Annotated in this window: 17 protein-coding genes and 1 pseudogene; 3 read left to right on the top strand and 15 right to left on the bottom strand. The window is 71.1% G+C overall.

Annotated elements, in window-relative coordinates; genetic code table 11:
- The coding region (locus NQ160_RS08330) for a Clp protease N-terminal domain-containing protein (protein ID WP_306852881.1) at positions 1-347 on the bottom strand (347 nt) is incomplete at its 3' end.
- Positions 348-532: 185 nt separating this feature from the next.
- On the opposite strand from NQ160_RS08330, the gene NQ160_RS08325 reads away from it, so the two are divergent.
- Complete coding sequence (locus NQ160_RS08325; RefSeq protein WP_257514757.1) at positions 533-1,156, top strand: DUF2975 domain-containing protein; 624 nt, start codon at positions 533-535, stop codon at positions 1,154-1,156.
- Entirely contained in the window at positions 1,153-1,389 is a 237-nt protein-coding gene (locus tag NQ160_RS08320; RefSeq protein ID WP_257514756.1) for a helix-turn-helix domain-containing protein, read from the top strand. The genes NQ160_RS08325 and NQ160_RS08320 overlap by 4 nt, the downstream gene beginning before the upstream one ends.
- Positions 1,390-1,479: 90 nt before the next feature.
- On the opposite strand, the gene NQ160_RS08315 is transcribed toward NQ160_RS08320, so the two are convergent.
- The 4 genes from NQ160_RS08315 to NQ160_RS08300 form a co-directional block, all read right to left on the bottom strand.
- Complete coding sequence (locus tag NQ160_RS08315) at positions 1,480-2,424, bottom strand: endonuclease domain-containing protein (RefSeq protein WP_257514755.1); 945 nt, start codon at positions 2,422-2,424, stop codon at positions 1,480-1,482.
- A gap of 219 nt (positions 2,425-2,643) precedes the next feature.
- Positions 2,644-3,375, bottom strand: a complete 732-nt coding sequence (locus tag NQ160_RS08310) for a hypothetical protein (RefSeq protein WP_257514754.1) — start codon at positions 3,373-3,375, stop codon at positions 2,644-2,646.
- 63 nt (positions 3,376-3,438) lie between these two features.
- On the bottom strand, positions 3,439-4,905 hold the full coding sequence (cls, locus tag NQ160_RS08305; RefSeq protein ID WP_257514753.1) for a cardiolipin synthase: 1,467 nt from the start codon (positions 4,903-4,905) through the stop codon (positions 3,439-3,441).
- Positions 4,906-4,950: 45 nt separating this feature from the next.
- Entirely contained in the window at positions 4,951-5,154 is a 204-nt protein-coding gene (locus NQ160_RS08300) for a hypothetical protein (protein ID WP_257514752.1), read from the bottom strand.
- Positions 5,155-5,285: 131 nt separating this feature from the next.
- On the opposite strand from NQ160_RS08300, the gene NQ160_RS08295 reads away from it, so the two are divergent.
- Positions 5,286-6,398, top strand: coding sequence for a DUF4192 domain-containing protein (locus tag NQ160_RS08295; RefSeq protein ID WP_257514751.1), 1,113 nt, complete (start codon positions 5,286-5,288; stop codon positions 6,396-6,398).
- Between the two features lie 36 nt (positions 6,399-6,434).
- On the opposite strand, the gene lysS is transcribed toward NQ160_RS08295, so the two are convergent.
- From lysS to NQ160_RS08245, 10 genes and pseudogenes are all read right to left on the bottom strand, one after another.
- Positions 6,435-7,961: a lysine--tRNA ligase gene (gene lysS, locus NQ160_RS08290; RefSeq protein WP_257514750.1), complete on the bottom strand. Its 1,527-nt coding sequence runs from the start codon at positions 7,959-7,961 to the stop codon at positions 6,435-6,437.
- A 147-nt stretch (positions 7,962-8,108) separates the two neighbouring features.
- Entirely contained in the window at positions 8,109-8,819 is a 711-nt protein-coding gene (locus tag NQ160_RS08285) for a DUF2520 domain-containing protein (RefSeq protein ID WP_257514749.1), read from the bottom strand.
- Positions 8,816-10,726: a PH domain-containing protein gene (locus NQ160_RS08280; protein ID WP_257514748.1), complete on the bottom strand. Its 1,911-nt coding sequence runs from the start codon at positions 10,724-10,726 to the stop codon at positions 8,816-8,818. Before NQ160_RS08280 ends, NQ160_RS08285 begins: the two co-directional genes overlap by 4 nt.
- Positions 10,723-11,343: a PH domain-containing protein gene (locus tag NQ160_RS08275; protein ID WP_306852880.1), complete on the bottom strand. Its 621-nt coding sequence runs from the start codon at positions 11,341-11,343 to the stop codon at positions 10,723-10,725. Before NQ160_RS08275 ends, NQ160_RS08280 begins: the two co-directional genes overlap by 4 nt.
- Positions 11,294-11,791, bottom strand: a complete 498-nt coding sequence (locus tag NQ160_RS08270; protein WP_257514747.1) for a DUF3180 domain-containing protein — start codon at positions 11,789-11,791, stop codon at positions 11,294-11,296. Before NQ160_RS08270 ends, NQ160_RS08275 begins: the two co-directional genes overlap by 50 nt.
- Complete coding sequence (gene folK / locus NQ160_RS08265) at positions 11,788-12,342, bottom strand: 2-amino-4-hydroxy-6-hydroxymethyldihydropteridine diphosphokinase (RefSeq protein WP_257514746.1); 555 nt, start codon at positions 12,340-12,342, stop codon at positions 11,788-11,790. The genes NQ160_RS08270 and folK overlap by 4 nt, the downstream gene beginning before the upstream one ends.
- Entirely contained in the window at positions 12,339-12,710 is a 372-nt protein-coding gene (folB, locus tag NQ160_RS08260; protein WP_257514745.1) for a dihydroneopterin aldolase, read from the bottom strand. Before folB ends, folK begins: the two co-directional genes overlap by 4 nt.
- A complete protein-coding gene (gene folP, locus NQ160_RS08255; RefSeq protein WP_257514744.1) occupies positions 12,707-13,525 on the bottom strand; it encodes a dihydropteroate synthase in 819 nt (272 codons plus the stop codon). The genes folB and folP overlap by 4 nt, the downstream gene beginning before the upstream one ends.
- Positions 13,522-14,112: a GTP cyclohydrolase I gene (folE, locus tag NQ160_RS08250; protein WP_257514743.1), complete on the bottom strand. Its 591-nt coding sequence runs from the start codon at positions 14,110-14,112 to the stop codon at positions 13,522-13,524. Before folE ends, folP begins: the two co-directional genes overlap by 4 nt.
- A 9-nt stretch (positions 14,113-14,121) precedes the next feature.
- Positions 14,122-15,068, bottom strand: a pseudogene (locus tag NQ160_RS08245) (ATP-dependent metallopeptidase FtsH/Yme1/Tma family protein); the annotation flags it as partial.

Below are 15,068 nucleotides of genomic sequence, written 5' to 3'. Positions count from 1 at the left end.
CCCTCGCGGATGAGACCGAGCAGGATGTGCTCGGTGCCGATGTAGTTGTGGCCGAGCTGCAGCGCTTCGCGCAGGGACAGCTCCAGCACCTTCTTGGCCCGCGGCGTGAACGGGATGTGCCCCGTCGGCTGCTGCTGGCCCTGCCCGATGATGTCCTGCACCTGCTCGCGCACAGCGTCGAGCGAGATACCGAGCGACTCCAGCGCCTTCGCGGCGACCCCCTCGCCCTCGTGGATGAGGCCGAGCAGGATGTGCTCGGTACCGATGTAGTTGTGGTTGAGCATCTTCGCCTCTTCTTGGGCGAGCACAACCACACGACGGGCACGGTCCGTGAATCTCTCGAACATCGTCGACTCCTCCAAGCGCACAGTTCTGGCGCTTACCGAAAAGGGTAACGACCGGAGGGTGCCCCTATGCCCGTTGTTCGCCACGGGCGGATGCCGGCGTCGGCGCCATCCGGTGTTGACGGACATATCGAGAATCGATAGTGTAACGATGATCGATATTAACGATACTCGTTATGGAGGAAATCATGTCGCACGCGACGACCACGGGGCGCGCCCTGTCGACCGGTGACCGGTTCGGATTGATGTTCATGATGATCGCGGGAGCGGCCCTCACGGTCGGAACCGTCGTCGCTGCGGTGGCCCGCATCGTGGACGTGCTGACGGCCGAGAGCGTTCAGGTGCTCGCGGAGTTCGTCGACACCCCCGCCCTCGCCCCGATCGGCGTGGACGGCGCCGATGTGGCCGTCGAGCTCGATACGGCAGTGCTCGCGGTCTCGGACCTGCCCGTGGCGTCGCTGTGGTCGATCGTGATCCAGCAGGTGCTGATGGTGGCGGCGGTCCTCATCGTCGTGGTCTGCCTGCTGCTGCTGTCGCGCAGCGTGCTGCGCGACCGGGTGTTCAGCCGCACGAACACACGCCTGGTGACCACCGCCGGCCTCACCGCGATCCTGGGCGCTGCGGCCTACCCGTTCTTCGGCAACATGGCCGCCAACGGGGCGTTCGCCGCTCTCTCGGACGGCACCTTCAACAACGTGCTCATGTCGGTCGACCTCGCGTCGCTGCTGATGCTGGGGTTCGTCGCGGCGCTCGCCTCGACGGTCTTCACCGTCGGCGACCGCCTGCAGCGCGAGACCGAGGGCCTCGTATGAGCCCCGCGGAGGAGGACGGCCCCACCGGCATCCACTGCCGTCTGGACGAGCTGCTCGCCGAGCGGGGCATGACCCTGGCGCGACTGTCGGAGCTGGTGGGGGTGTCGGTGGTGAACCTCTCGGTGCTCAAGAACGACCGCGCGCGGGCGATCCGGTACTCGACGCTGTCGGCCGTGTGCCGCGCGCTGGACTGCGAGGTCGGCGACCTGCTGGTGCGCTCCGAGCCCCGCTGACGGGCGGCTGGGCTGCTCGAGTGTCCCGTCCGCACAGTCGCGGCGCGGAGCACCCGCCATGTGCGACACCGGAGCAGCGCGGGCGGCGGCTCAGGCCGCGGCACGAATCGCGCGACGCACACGGAGCACCAGACGCTCGGAATACCGGAACAGGTCCTCACTGGTGACGCGGATCACCCGCCACCCCTCGGCCGCGAGCCGCTCGTATCGGCGGATGTCATTCGCCCACTGCGTCGCGTCGAAGAGGTGGTGCGCGCCCTCGTATTCGACCGCGACCTTCCACTGCGGGTAGGCGAGATCCACGCACGCGATGAACCGGCCGCCACCGTCGACCACAGTGTGGTTGATGAGCGGCTCCGGCAATCCGGCATCCACGATCACCAACCGCGTCCAGGTCTCTGTGCGCGACGCCACGCACGGTCGCACCCGCACCAGCGCTTCACGCAACGCGCGCACACCGACACGCCGCTTCGTGAAGACGGCGGCCTCGAGCTGCGCGCGGGTGGCGAGGGGGCCCGCGGCGTCGTACCGACGGTCGCTCACAAGGGCGTCCGCGACCGCCACGAGATCGTAGGGATGCCGGAGCACGCCGCCGAGCATCGCCCAGGTGCTGGCGGGGGTCGGCACCGGGAGCCGGTGCTCCGGGTGCACGGTCAGTCGTACGTGTTCGGGCTGCACGCGATGACCGCGCAGCCCGCGCGCCCGCGGTGGACGCGTGGGATGCAGCACTCCGACGTCGAGTTCGTCCTGCGCAAGGAGGATGCCGGCAGGAAGTGGCACGCCCCACAGGACGGCGGCCGTCAGGTGCGAGAAGAAGGCCCCGTCACTGAGTCGAAGGTCCGCGATGCGGGCGCGAGCGACGATCCCGTCCTCGGGTCGCCGCACCGGTGGCCGGCGATCACGGACGACGTGCACGCCGTGGAACGGGTGCTCGAGATCTGCCGCGCGGAGCCTCGAGCGTGCCACGCCGGCCGCTGCGGCATCCGCCGTGGTGAACGCCGGCGTCGAGAACTCGGGGAGCGGGTGACGGAGCATGGCGACAACCTGGCATCCGTGGGCTGCCACCGCAGCCCCGGAACACCTCCTGGGGATGGATCCCCGCCATCGGCACCCTGTGCAGGAGCCCCGCGTGTTCGCGGCGGAGCGATACGCGCCGCTCCGGTGGCGCTTCCGCACGGTCGGAGCCCTCCGCGACCCGCCATTCGCGACACTTGAGCAGCGCCGCGGCGGCGCGCCGCAGCGCCGCGGCGGGGGTCAGCCGAGGATCGTCGTGGTGACCGGCGTCGCGAACTCCGGCCCGCCGCCGGTCAGTGTCAGCGTGACGGGCGCATCGGCGTCGAGGTCACCCTCGGGGTACGCGAGCACCGCGCGCGGTGCGATGTCCATCGTGCACATGCGGTCGGGCTCGGGCTCGGCGAAGGTGACCGCGACGGCGTCGGATGCCGTCACCTCGATGCCCTGGACGGTCGGCGGGCACGACGAGGAGCCCCACGTGACGATCGCGAACACTCCCTCGTCCACCCACCCGGCACTCGGGGCGTAGTCCGTCTCACCCGACGGGGCGGGCAGTCCCGCGACGCCGTCGAGGTCGGTCTCGCCGCGGTAGCCGTCACCGGCGACCTCGATCTGCAGATCCTGCGAGGGATCGATGCCGGCGGGGAGCGAGACGACCGTCACCCGCGGCGCCATGTCGGCGGTGCAGACCTCGGATGCCGGCTCCACGAGCGTGACCTCGAGCACCCCGTCGGCCGACAGGGTGGCACCGTCGGCGATCGGCACGCACGAGGATGATCCCTGGGTCACGAGGCCCACCATGCGGCCGCCGTCGAGCCAGGCGGCATCCACTTCGACCTCCGTCGCGCCACCCGTGCCCCCGCTTGCCGGAGGCGTCGGGTCGGACGAGTCAGTGGCACAGGCGCTGAGCGATGCCATCAGCAGCAGGGCGAGGCCGCCCCCTGCGACAGCGGAGACGAATCGGGTGGTCATGGCATCCATCCTGGCGTGTCTGTCTGAGCGCTGGCGACGAGTGCGGTCACAGCCCGGTAACACTCACTGCAGTGCGGAGGTGAGCCTCGCCAGGTTGTCGAGCACGGTCGAGCGCAACGGCTGCTGCTCCCACTCCTCCAGGGTCAGCTCCCGGCTCAGCTCGCGGTACATCTGCTCGACGTCGCGCATCTCGGTGACGAACTCCTCCCCGCGCACCAGCATCGACACCTCGAGGTTCAGACCGAACGAGCGCATGTCCATGTTGCTCGAGCCGATCACGGCGACCTCGTCGTCGACGGTCATCGACTTCGAGTGCAGGATGTAGGGCTTGCGGTACATCCAGATGCGCACGCCTGCGCGCAGCAGCGCCTCGTAGTAGCTGCGCTGGGCGTGATAGACGATCGCCTGATCGCCCTCCTCCGAAACGAACATCTGCACGTCGACGCCGCGCTGGCACGCGGTCGAGATCGCCAGCAGCATCGACTCATCCGGCACGAAGTACGGGCTGACGATGATGAGCTTGCGCTGTGCGGCGTACATCAGACTCAGGAACAGCTTGAGGTTGTTCTGGAACTCGAACCCCGGCCCCGACGGCACGATCTGGCAGTCCAGGTCCCCTGGCCCGGTCGTGACTTCGAACAGGTCGATCTCCTCGGTGAGCGTCTCGTCCGTCTCGCTGTACCAATCCGAGAGGAACACGGCGTTGACGGATGCCACGACCGGCCCTTCCACACGCACCATGAGGTCGACCCAGTGCAGCCCGCGGCGGATGTTGCGGCGCAGGTTGTAGGTGGAATCGGTGATGTTCTGGGACCCGATGAACGCCATCACCCCGTCGATCACGAGCAGCTTGCGGTGGTTGCGCAGGTCGGGGCGCTGGTACTTGCCCCTGAACGGCTGCACCGGCAGCATCAGGTGCCACTGCGCACCCATGGCGTCGAGCCGACGCAGCGTCTGCTTGTAGAAGGGCTTTCCGCGGTTGGCCCAGTGGTCCATGAGCACCCGCACCACGACACCGCGCGCGCAGGCCTCTTCGAGCGCCCGGAAGAAGTCGTCGGTCGTGGGGTCGCTCTGGAGGATGTAGAACTCGACATGCACGTAGCGCTTCGCCGTGCGGATCGCCTTGGCCTGTTCCCGCAGCGACGTGTCGTAATCGGCGATGAGGTGCGCGGCGTTGTCGCCGGCGAGGGGGAGGGCACCCAAAGTGCGGTTGAGCGTGACCGTCGCGTTGAACCACTCGGGAGCGTGCGGACGCAGCGTGCCGAAGTCGAGGTGCTCGCTCGTCTCGTGGATGTACTCGTTGATCTGGTCCTGCTTGAGGCGGCGCTTGCGGGGCAACCGCGGATTGCCGATCAACAGGAACAGGAAGACGCCCACGAAGGGCATGAAGTAGATGGCCAGCAGCCATGCCATCGCCGCGGTGGGACGGCGGTTGCGGGGGATGACGATGATCGCCGTGATGCGCACGATGAGGTCCACGAAGAAGACGAGGATGACCCACCAGGTCCAGTCGAAAGTGATGCTGATCACTTTCCCCCCTCGCTGCTCACTCGGTCAGCGTATCGGGGGCGGCGGTCATCCGGCGTTGCGGACGGCTCCGGCGTCGCCGCCGACCGGGGGCAGGCCGCGCTTGGCGCGCTCCTCGGCCTCGATGCGGGCGTAGACCCGGCGCTCGGTGCGGTCCATGCGCAGGATGCCGCGCAGCACGAACCAGAAGAGGCCCGAGACCACGAGGGTGGGAAGCAATGCCCACACGACGGCGGTCCACACAGTGTCCATGTCTCCATCGTACGTGGCCCGTCCTGGGCTCCGGCCCCGCCGAGGACGTAACAGGCGCGGAATCGGTCCGGCTCTCCCCCGAGCCCCGTTTCGGGGCTACGTCCCGGTGCGACGGCGGCCACGCTGGCGCAATGACCACGATCGTGAAGGCGGCGGATGCCGCGCACTTCCTCTCCCTGCTTCCGGCGATGCTCGGGTTCACTCCGGTGCGCAGCCTCGTGCTCGTCCCGTTCCGGGGCTCGCGCAGCATCGGGGCGCTGCGGCTCGACCTGCCGCGCGACGGAACCGACCTCGACGCCTTCGCGGCCACGTGCCTCGGCATGGTGTGCCGCGTACCGCGGGCGGACGCGCTGGCCGCGGCGGTGTTCTCCGATGAGTCGTGCATGTCCGGGTTGCCGGGTTCGGCGCTGCTGGCGAGCATCGGTCGCGCCGCCGACGCCTGCGGGTTGCGCATCACCGATGCCCTGAGCATCGGCAGTGACGGCTGGGGCTCCACCCTCGACGCCGACTGTCCTCGCGGAGGGCGACCGCTCGAGGCGCTGGCGCTGCCGGTACCGGTCACGACCGCTCCAGGTGACCAGACGACCGGTTCCGTCCTGCCGCCCGTGCATCAGAAGCAGGCAGAAGCGGTCGCGTCGGCATTGCGTGCGGTGCGGACCGCGGCCCGGGAACTGGGTGGGGCCGAGGGCGAGGGTCCGCCTCGGCGCGGACGTCCCCGAATCCACCCCGAGGCGCTGGCGGCGGTGGGCCGGCTCGACGACGTGGTGGCGTGCTTCGAGCAGTCCCTCGACACCGACCCCGCGGCGCTGGCACCGTTCGAGGCGGCGCTTCTGGTGTGGTGCCTGTCCCGCCCGGCGCTGCGGGACGTGGCGATCGTGCAATGGGCGGCCGACGCGCGCCGCGGCATCCGGGCGCTGGACGCGCAGCGGCGGTGGGAGGAGGGCGCGGACTACCCGTCCGACCTCGCGATGACCATGTGGGGCGACGGCCCGCAACCCGACCCCGCCCGGCTCACCCGGGCGCTCGAGCTCACCCGCCGTCTGGCCGCCCTCGCACCGCCCGCCGCGCGCCCGGGCGCGCTCGCCACCTGCGCGTGGCTGTCGTGGGCCCTCGGCCGCTCGACACACGCCGATCTCTATGCGCGCATGGCCGCCGAGCTCGATCCCGACCATGGTCTGACGCAGATCGTGCTCGCGTTCGTGGCCGCCGGGCATCTGCCCGACTGGGCGTTCCGCGCGGGGTAACCGGGTGTGGCCCGCCCGCGCGATGCTCCGCTGCGGCTACTTGACCAGCGGGAAGAGGATGGTCTCGCGGATGCCCAGACCCGTGATCGCCATCATGAGCCGGTCGATGCCCATGCCCATGCCGCCCGTGGGAGGCATGGCGTGCTCGAGGGCGCGGAGGAACTCCTCGTCGACCCGCATGGCCTCGTCGTCGCCCTGTGCGGCGAGTTTGGCCTGCTCGACGAAGCGCTCGCGCTGAATGACGGGGTCGACGAGCTCGGAGTACCCCGTGGCCAGCTCGAAGCCTCGGATGTACAGGTCCCACTTCTCCACGACACCGGGGATCGACCGGTGCTCGCGTACGAGAGGGCTGGTGTCGACGGGGAAGTCCATGACGAAGGTGGGCCGGGTCAGATCGCCCTTGACGAAGTGCTCCCACAGCTCTTCGACGAACTTGCCGTGCGTGGCGATCTTCGGCGGCACCTCGACGCCGACCTCCGCCGCGAACGCGCTGAGCTCCTCCACGGACGTCTGCGGCGTGATCGTGCGTCCGGATGCCGCCGACAGCGACTCGTACATCGAGATGCGGTCCCACTGGCCGCCCAGGTCGTACTCGGTGCCGTCAGCCCAGGTGACCGTGGTGGAGCCGGCGACCGCGATCGCTGCGTTCTGCACGAGTTCCTGGGTGAGGTCGGCGATGCCGTTGTAGTCGCTGTAGGCCTGGTACGCCTCGAGCATGGCGAACTCGGGGCTGTGCGTGGAGTCCGCGCCTTCGTTGCGGAAGTTGCGGTTGATCTCGAAGACGCGGTCGATGCCGCCGACGACGGCGCGCTTGAGGAACAGCTCCGGCGCGATGCGCAGGTACAGCTCGGTGTCGAACGCGTTGGAGTGCGTCACGAACGGGCGCGCGGCGGCGCCGCCGTGCTGCACCTGCAGCATCGGCGTCTCCACCTCGACGAACCCGTGGCGGCCGAACGTGTCCCGCAGGCTGGCGTTCACCTTGGCGCGCGCCAGCACCGTGTCGCGGGCCTGCTGGCGCGTGATGAGGTCGAGGTAGCGCGAGCGCACCCGACTCTCTTCGCTCAGCTCGGTGTAGAGGTTGGGCAGCGGCAGCAGCGCCTTGGCGGCGATCGCCCACTCGCGCACCATGATCGACAGCTCGCCGCGGCGGCTGGAGATGACCTGACCGCTGACGAAGACGTGGTCACCCAAGTCGACGAGGTCCTTCCACGCCTGCAGCGACTCCTCGCCCACCTCGGCGAGCGACACCATCGCCTGGATGCGGCTGCCGTCGCCGGCCTGCAGCGAGGCGAAACACAGCTTGCCGGTGTTGCGGCTGAAGACCACACGGCCCGCGACTCCCGCCACGACACCCGTCTCGTCACCGGGGGCGAGGTCGGCGAACCGCTCGCGCAGCGCCGGGATCGTGTCGGTGACCGGCACCGACACCGGGTAGGCGCCGCCGGCGGCATCCGCTCGCTCGGCGATCAGCCGCTCGCGCTTGGCAAGCCGCACGGCCTTCTGCTCGAACACGTCCTCTTCGAGGGCGTTTTCGGGGGGCGTCGACGACGGCTGTTCAGTCACAGGGGGCTCCTTGGAAAGTCGCCTTACAGTCTACCGGCGGGCCCACGTGGACCTGCCGGGCTGCGACGGCACCGTCAGTGAGCCGCCAGCCGCGCCTGGACGGCCTCGCCCATGACGGGCGCGGATGCCTCGGAGGGAGACCGGGCCTCACTCCAGCGGCGGAACCGCCTCATCGTCGGCAGCCGTTCCGGCGGCGGTGAGCGCCTGGTCGATGGTCGAGTGCACGAGCGTGGCGAGATACGAACCCGGTTCGGGCACCCCCGCCTGCGCCAGCAGCGCCGCGGCCTGCGCGACGATCGACCGCGAGAAGTCCGTCGCCGTCGCGATGGCCTCGGCATAGGCGGCGCGGTCGGCCTCGCCCACGACGACCGGTTCGCAGCCGAGTTCGACGGCCAGGGCCTGCGCGATCGGCAGCACGGGCGCCGGGGCGGACACCGCCGCGTGGGAGCCGATCAGCTGGCGGACGTCGGTGGTCGTGCCGGTGAAGGTGATGGCGGGATGCAGGGCGAGCGGAATCGCGCCTTTGAGCATCGCCGGCGCGAGCACGTCGTATCCGTGAGCGGGATCGGTGTGCAGCACGAGCTGGCCCGGCTGCCACGCCCCGACGTCCGCGAGACCGCTGACGAGGCCCGGCAGTTCGCCGGACGGGACGGCGATGATCACCAGCTCACTGCGGCGCGCGACCTCGACGGCGTCGAGCGTGGGGACGCCCGGCAGGATCGCCTCGACGCGGTCGGGATCGGACCCCGATGTGATCCCGACGAGCGCGTGTCCGGCGCCGGCGAGCGCCGCGGCCAGCACGGGACCCACGCGTCCCGCACCGATCACGCCGACTCCGAGGCGCGCGCTGCGGTTCACCGCGGGTCCTCGGGCTTGTGGGCGTCGGGCGGGCGCGATTCCCGCCGCTCGGCGGGCGGCGGCACGGCCACTGGGTGCTCGGGCTCCACAAACGCAGCCGGATGCAGCGGCGCCGGCGGCTCGTGCGCCGGCTCACCGACGGCGGACTCGGACGCCGCCGCGGGCGCGGGTTCGGGTGCCGCCTCGGGCGCACCCGCCGCGGTCCATTCGAGGGCGGGCTGGGATGTCGTGGCGGGCGCTGACTCACGCTCGGTCTCGAGTGCGGGTACGCCGTCCGCGTTCGCCTCGGCCTCACCGGCCCACCGGTGCGACCGGTCGGCGGCGGCCGCGCGCACGGCGGCGGCTTCGACCGCTTCGAGCAGGCTCACGGCGTCGTCGCGATCGATGGCCGACACGTTGGCGTACACCGGTCCGGTGACGACATGGCCGCGCACGGCGGCGACCCGCAACGCCCGGTCGATCGGCCCCTGGTAGAGCCCGATGCTCTGCAGCCGGGCCAGCGGGAGGATCGCGAGCTTGCGCCACACGACGCCCCGGCGCAGCAGCAGCTGGTCGCCCGACACGAGGAATCCGTTGCGCTTCCATGACAGCGGGCGGAGAATCCGCGCGCGCCGCGGCGTGGTAGTGAACGCATCGCCCTCGATCGGCCCCTCGACGCCCTGCCGCAGCAGCAGCGCCACGTCGTCGCCACCGACATCCGGCAGCAGCAGTTGCAGCACGCGCTCGACGTCGGCGAGAGTGCCGACCGGCAGCACGGTGGTGAACTGGTCTGTGGAGCCGTCATAGACGCTCCGTCCGGTGAGCCGGTTGATCTTGATCTTCCACCATCCGAACCGACGCCACAGCACCGACTGGCTCACCTCGAGGGCGTGCACGCGTCCCGGTGGCACGATCTCGGTGACCGTCGTGAGCAGACCGAACGTGATGCGCACCCCGTCGGGGGTGGGCGCGATGGAGTAGCGCAGGGACCGCACGATCTCGCGCACCCAGTACGCGCCGAAACCGATGACCGCGGGCACGACGCTCAGCAGCACCCACGGCGTGCCGACCACAGCGCCCACGATGATCGCGACGACGCCGAGAAGCAGCATCACCGTGCCGGGGCTGATGAGCTGGGATGCCACCAGCCGCCCCACCGGGATGTGCACGACCGACTCGGGCGCTTCGGTGGCCTGGTCGTCACCCTCGATGAGGCCGGTCAGTCCCCGGTTCACCGTCTGCGCGAGCGACCCTGCGCCGGCTGCGGCCGCGGCCGAGGTCCCCAGTCTGCGGCCCGAGGCGAGACGCAGGATGTCGGCACGCACGGCTTCGGCGTTCGCTGTGGAGAGGTACTCGAGCTTCACGTTGGAGTCGGTGCCCGCGCCCACGACCTCGAGCTTGGCCATGCCCAGCAGCCGGGCGATCATCGGCCGCGTCAGGTTCACGCCCTGCACGCGGTCGAGGGGGGCGCGGCGCTGGGTGCGGAACAGGATGCCGGTGCGCACCTCGACGTCGTCGCCGGTGATGCGCAAGGTGTGGAAGCGCCACGACAGGTAGAACCCGGCGATCAGCAGCAGGACGAGGCCGAGCACGACCAGCAGCGCCACGACGACGAGGTTGTTGGCGAGCACCCAGTCGATGGGGTCGCCGCCGCCTTCGATCTCCTCCCACTCCTCGGCGTCGATCTGGCCGCCGGAAAGACCCGGGACGAAGATGGCGATGAGGCGGTCGCGCAGGTTCGCGACGACCACGCCCACGATCACGATGAGCGCCAGTCCGCCGCGCAGCAGCGGCGTCAGCGGGTGCAGGTGGTGCCATTCGCCGTCGCTGAGCGGCGAGCGCACGAGCGCCGGCGGGGGCGTCGGCGCGCCGGCGCGCTGCTCGGTCATGCCGGCGCGCGGCTCGGTCATGCCGACGGGATCGGTCACAGCCCCGTCCGACGGCTCTCGGCGACCGCGATCAGGTGATCGCGCAGCGCCTCGGCGGCCTGCTGCGACAGCCCGGGGATCGTCACGCCCGTGGTGGCGGCAGCGGTGACGAGCTTCAGCTGGGCGATGCCGACCCCTCGGTCCAGCGGTCCGTGGGTGATGTCGACGAGCTGCATCCGTCCATACGGGACGGCCACGATGCGCTGCCAGAGGATGCCGCGACGGAACACCAGGTCGTCGTCGCGCAGCTGGTAGCCGATCGCCCGCACCTGGCGGGGCAGGATCACGATCGTCCACAGCAGGATCACGCCGAGGATGCCACCGGGGATGAGTGCCCACATCTGGTCGAGCAGCAGCGTCAGCACGAGGACGGCGACCACGACGACGAGCAGGAAGATGCCGTAGATGGCGAGCTGCACACGCAGGTACTTGCGGGAGATCTGGTGCCACGTGCCGTGCTCGAGCGCCAGACGACCCTCACCGCGTGGCTCGATGAGGCGGTCGTACGTCCCGGCGTCGAGGGCCGAGTCGGTCGCGGCCTCGCCGGTCGGGTCCACGGTTGCGGCGTCAGTGGTGGGTGGCAGTGCTGTCGGGCCCGGGTGCGGGGGGTTCGTCATCGTCGTCCTTCCGGATGGTGCACAGCTGCTCGGCGACGAGGGCGGTCGCCACCAGGATCGCACCGCCGACCGCGGCCGCGAGGATCGTCGCCACCGAGCCTAGCGAGGGGTCGGCGGGCCGCGTGGCCACGAAGGCTCCGAGACCGCCGGTGAACCCGGCGACGGCGGCACCCGTGATGCTCGCTGACTTCGCGAGCATGGCGACGCGCACGGCCTGGAAGGGGTTCACGCGGCGCGCCGTATGCCGCGCCCCGCCGCGTGTCGCCCGTGAGATCGGCACGGCCAGCGCGACGAGGACCGCGCCGAGCGCGACCAGCAGCACCGGCAGCATGAGGGAGGGGGTGAAGGTGGGCCGCCCGGTGGCGGTGAGCGTCTGGTCGACGATGTATCCGGTGCCGAGGCCCAGCACGGCGGCGACGATGAGCGGGGCGGGCCCGGTGCGCTTCACGAGGCATCCCCCCTCTCGCCGAGACGACTCAGCAGGTCGGCGACACGGCCGTGCCCGGGGAGCTCTGCGTCGGGATCGACCGTCAGCCAGGGCCGCAGCACGAAGTCGCGCTCGGCGGCCCGCGGGTGCGGGAGCTGCAGTGCGGGGTCGTCGCTCTGCACGTCCCCGTAGGCGATGAGGTCGAGGTCGAGGGTGCGGTCCTGCCAGCGGGCGGCTCCGGGCTCGCGCTCCTCACGACCGTGGGCCGCTTCGATGGCGTGGAGGTATCCCAGCAGCACGCTGGGCGCCAGCCGGGTGTGCAGCAGAGCCACCGAGTTGAGGTAGGCGGGCGCGTCAGGGTCGGGGCCCTCGGGTGTGAGGGCGACCGTCTCGATCGGCGAGGCGGCGACGACGTCGGTCGTCAGCGGCAGCCGCGCCAGGCTCCGCAGCGCCTCGGTCAGCGTCGTCTCACGGTCCCCGAGGTTCGCCCCCAGCGCGACGACGGCGCGCACGGGAGCCGCATCCGCGCTCTCGTGGGTGGAGCTGAAACCCTGCGCAAGCCGACGGCTCATGGCATCCGCCCTCGGGTGATCGTGACGCTCACGTCGCTGAAGGCCACCGCGATCGGGGCGGCGGGCTTGTGCACCGTCACGCGCACCTGCTGCACCGGCCGGCGGGCGAGCACGGCATCGGCTATGCGGGCGGCGAGGGTCTCGAGCAGGTCGACGGGTTCACCGGCGAGGATCGCCGCGACCTCCTCGGCCAGTTCGCCGTAGTGCACGGTGTCGGCGACGTCGTCGGTGGCGGCCGCGCCCCGGGTGTCGAGCGACAGCACCACGTCGGCGACGAACTCCTGGCCGTCACGGCGCTCGTCGGGGTACACCCCGTGTCGCCCGAAGGCACGGATGCCGGTGACAGCGATCTCATCCAGGTCGCTCACGGTGCTGCTCCCTCTCTCCAGGCGCGGGCCACGGCCAGCGCGTCGCGGGTCGCGGTCACGTCGTGCACCCGCACGGCCCACGCGCCGTCGGCCGATGCCAGCGCGCTCGTGACGGCGGTGGCGAGATCCCGGCGGCGCTCGTCGACGCCGTCCGCCTCCGCGCCGGGCGCGAGGGCTTCGGCGAGGAAGCGCTTGCGGCTGGTTCCCACCAGCACGCGCACGCCGAGCCCCACCACCTGCGGCAGGTGCGACAGCAGCATCCAGTTCTGGTCGCCGCGCTTGCCGAAGCCGATGCCGGGGTCGACGATGAGCCGCTCGCGCGGGATGCCGGCGCTCTCTGCGGCATCCACCCGCGCAGCCAGCTCGGCGAGGACCTCGCCGGCAACGTCGGCGTAGTCGGCGCGGGCGTACATGTCGGTCGAGTGACCCCGCCAGTGGCCGATCGCCAGTTCTGCCTGCGAGCCGGCGACGGCGGCGAACATGCCGTCGTCGGCGAGCCCGCCCGACACGTCGTTGACGATGCGGGCGCCGGCGGCCACGGCGGCGGCGGCCGTCTCGGCGTTCATGGTGTCGATGCTGACCACGGCGCCTGCGTCGGCGAGCGCGGAGACGACCGGAAGCACCCGGTCGCGCTCGACGGCCGGGTCCACACGCTCGGCCCCGGGGCGCGTCGATTCTCCGCCCACGTCGAGCATGTCGGCGCCGTCGGCGAGCAGCTGCAGGCCGTGGGCGATCGCGGCATCCGCCCGGGCGTACCGCCCGCCGTCGCTGAACGAATCGGGAGTCACGTTGACGATGCCCATCACGAGGGTCACCGCCCGCTCCCCGCCAGCAGAGCCATGACCTCGGCGCGCGCGGCGGGCTCGGCCATCTCGCCGCGGGCGGCCACCGTCACCGTGGAGGCGTCGGGCTGGCGTCCGCCGCGCATCGTGACGCACTGGTGGGTCGCGTCGAGGACGACGAGCACACCGCGGGCGTCGATCGCGCCGGCGATCGTATCGGCCACCTGCTCACCCAGGCGCTCCTGCACCTGCGGGCGGGCGGCGAGGATGTCGACCACGCGCGGGAGTGCGCCGAGCCCCACGACCTGCTCACCGGGGAGGTAGGCGATGTGCGCGTGCCCGGCGAAGGGCAGCAGGTGGTGCTCGCACACGGATCGGAACCGGATGTCGCGCAGCATGACGGCGCCGGAGGGCAGGGTGTCGGGCGCCGGTCCCCGCGACACAGAGATCGTGTGCGCGAGGGGCTCTGCCGGGTCGACGCCGATCCCTGCGAAGAACTCCCCGAACGTATCGGCGACGCGCTGCGGCGTCAGGCGAAGTCCCGGGCGCTCGGGGTCCTCCCCGATCGCCACCAGCAACTCGCGCACCAGGGCCGAGACGCGCTCACGATCGACGGTCACGCCCCGAGCCTATGCGGTCGCGGGGCGGGCCTGACCGGCGGGGCGACGGCGCGTGGCCTTCTCGACCGCTTCATCGGCTTCGACGGCGGCGGCGAGGCCGGCGTCCTCGCGACGGCGCGGCACCTCGATCGGCGGCAGGGTGGACGCCGGCCGGTTGTCGCTCGACAGCCACTGCGGACGCTCGGGCAGGTGCCGGATGTCCTTGAAGATCTCGGCCAGCTCGATGTGGTCGAGGGTCTCCTTCTCCAGCAGCTCCAGCGCCAGCTTGTCGAGGATGTCCCGGTTGGCCGTGATCACCTCGTACGCCTCGTTGTGCGCCTGCTCGATCAGCTGGCGCACCTGCTCGTCGACGCGCTCGGCGACGGCCTCGGAGAAGTCGCGGCCATGGCCCATGTCGCGGCCGAGGAACATCTCACCGGATGCCGCGCCGAGCTTGACCGGCCCGACCTCGGTGGTCATGCCGTACTCGGTGACCATCTTGCGGGCGATGCCGGTGGCCTTCTCGATGTCGTTGGAGGCGCCGGTGGTGGGGTCGTGGAACACGACCTCCTCGGCGACGCGGCCGCCCATCGCGTAGGCGAGCTGGTCGAGCAGCTCGTTGCGCGTGACGGAGTACTTGTCATCCAGCGGCAGCACCATCGTGTAGCCGAGGGCCTTGCCGCGCGGGAGGATCGTCACCTTCGTCACGGGGTCCGTGTGGTTCATCGCGGCGGCGGCGAGGGCGTGACCGCCCTCGTGGTACGCGGTGATGAGCTTTTCCTTGTCCCTCATCACGCGCGTGCGGCGCTGCGGGCCGGCGATGACCCGGTCGATCGCCTCGTCGAGCGCCCGCATGTCGATCAGCTGCGCGTTCGAGCGCGCCGTGAGCAGAGCCGCCTCGTTCAGCACGTTCGCGAGGTCGGCACCGGTGAATCCGGGCGTCTTGCGCGCGACGACCTCGAGGTCGACGGAGTCGG

Source organism: Microbacterium sp. zg.Y909 (assembly GCF_024626565.1).
Note: the sequence above shows the minus strand (reverse complement) of the source record. Positions and strands in the feature narration are given on the sequence as shown.